The sequence below is a fragment of the Micrococcus sp. ACRRV genome, assembly GCF_022346985.1.
GTDB lineage: Bacteria > Actinomycetota > Actinomycetes > Actinomycetales > Micrococcaceae > Micrococcus > Micrococcus porci.
This window is the reverse complement of sequence record NZ_JAKRNH010000180.1, coordinates 1-2,041: the sequence shown is the minus strand read 5'-3', so window position 1 is coordinate 2,041 and position 2,041 is coordinate 1. Positions and strand designations below refer to the sequence as shown.

General features: G+C 66.6%; 3 protein-coding genes. 2 read left to right on the top strand and 1 reads right to left on the bottom strand.

What is annotated here, in order from left to right; all coding sequences use genetic code 11:
* A partial coding sequence (locus MHY29_RS11880; protein WP_239241489.1) for a MarR family winged helix-turn-helix transcriptional regulator occupies positions 1-463 on the bottom strand: 463 nt, incomplete at its 3' end.
* Positions 464-485: 22 nt separating this feature from the next.
* Between MHY29_RS11880 and MHY29_RS11875 the strand changes: the two genes are divergently transcribed.
* Entirely contained in the window at positions 486-986 is a 501-nt protein-coding gene (locus MHY29_RS11875; RefSeq protein ID WP_204371902.1) for a VOC family protein, read from the top strand.
* 73 nt (positions 987-1,059) lie between these two features.
* On the top strand, positions 1,060-2,041 hold a 982-nt coding region (locus MHY29_RS11870; RefSeq protein ID WP_239241487.1), incomplete at its 3' end, for an IS481 family transposase.

Below are 2,041 nucleotides of genomic sequence, written 5' to 3'. Positions count from 1 at the left end.
TGTACTGACCGGGGACGTTGATCGAGTCCGCTGCATGTGAGGCGTCGAGCTTCCCAAGGAGTGCCTCCAGCGCTGTCAGCTCGTCGGGGGTCAGGGCGTGGAAGAAGGCGTTGCGTCCCTGACGCAGGCCGGGTTGCAGGTCATTCCACCACTGCCGCCCCTCGGGGGTCAGGCTCAGAAGTCGCGACCTGGCATCGGCGGGGTTCGGTCGGGCCTGGACCCATCGCGCTTCGATGAGCTTCCTGATGGTGGCACCGACGTTCCGCGGGTCGACCGCGATGGCGGTTGCCACCTGTGCCTGCGTACGTTCACCTTCCGCGAGGACAGCCATGGCAGTGAACTGGGCCGTGGTGATCCCCTGCCCTGTCAGGTGAGTCGCCCATGCCCTCTCTGCGCGCCGCCCGAGGGTCGCCAGGAGGAAGCTGGCACCTTGGCGATACTTGACGTCACTCGATGTGCTCATATTTTATGTATACATGCCTTCCTTGACGCCCCCGACCGGGCACAACACCATCAACCCCTTCGCCATCGTTCCAGACGCCATGGGCTTCATCCGCTTCGTGGAGTCCGTGTTCGACGGGCACGAAGCCGCCCACGTCCGCACCCCCGATCGGGACGGCTCGATCATCCACGGCGAGGTCACGATCGGCGACGCCACGATCATGCTGTGCGACCGCAAGCCCGACTGGCCCTTCACGCCGGCCTTCCTGCAGGTCTATGTCCCCGATGCCCAGGACTGCCTGGACAAGGCCGTCGCGGCCGGAGGGCGCATCGTGACTCCCGTCAGCGACTTCTACGGCGGCTACCGGATCGCGCGCGCTCTCGACCCGTGGCGCAACCTCTGGTGGATCTACGAACCGACGACCCAGCCCCTGCACCAGGATGAGCGCGACAGCGACACCGACTGGCACGACCGCAAGCCCAGCCTCGTCTACACCTCCCTCATGGACGCCATGCGCTCCCTGGATCGACCTGAGCCGGCATGAGTCACCGCCAGCTCTTCGGCCCCGATCACGCACCATCTGATCGGGGCCGATTCGCACCCACCCTCGAACGATAATGACCCACCTCAACGCAGCTCTCACACCTCGCCACCGGCTCAAGGTCGCCCGCCTCGTCGTCGAGGACGGCCACCCGATCAGCGAGGTCGCCGCCCGGTTCCAGGTGTCCTGGCCGACCGTGAAGCGGTGGGTCGACCGCTACCTCGCCGGCGAGTCCATGAACGACCGCTCGTCGCGACCGAAGTCCTCACCGAAGAAGACGAACAAGGCGGTGACGAAGCGGTGCGTGAGCCTGCGAATGCGACTGCGCGAAGGACCAATCCAGCTCGCCGCCCGGCTGGGGATCGCTCCCTCGACGGTCCACCGCATCCTCACGGCGGCGCGCCTGAACCGGTTGTCGTACGTCGACCGCGCCACGGGCGAGCCAGTACGTCGCTACGAGCACCCGCACCCGGGTTCGCTGGTGCACGTGGACGTGAAGAAGATCGGGAACATCCCCGACGGCGGCGGCTGGCGTTACGTCGGCCGCCGCCAGGGCCAGAAGAACCGCGCCGCGACACCGGACAAGCCGAAGAACAAGTGGCACAGCCCCAAGCTCGGGTACGCATTCGTACACACCGTCATCGACGACCACTCCCGCGTCGCGTACACCGAGGTCCACGACGACGAGACCGCCATCACCGCCGTCGCCGTCCTGCACCGGGCGGTCGAGTGGTTCGCCGAACGTGGCGTTACCATCGAACGAGTGCTGTCCGACAACGGTGGGGCATACCGGTCGTACCTGTGGCGCGACACCTGCGAGGCGCTGTCGATCCGTCCGAAGTTCACCCGCCCGTACCGGCCGCAGACCAACGGAAAAGTGGAGCGGTTCCACCGCACGATGGGTGACGGGTGGGCCTACGCCCGCTGCTACACCAGCGAGCAAGAACGCCGAGACGCCCTCCCCGACTGGCTCCACCACTACAACCAGCATCGCCCCCACAGCGCCTGCGGGAACCAGCCGCCCTTCTCACGATTGATCAACGTCCCCGGACAGTACA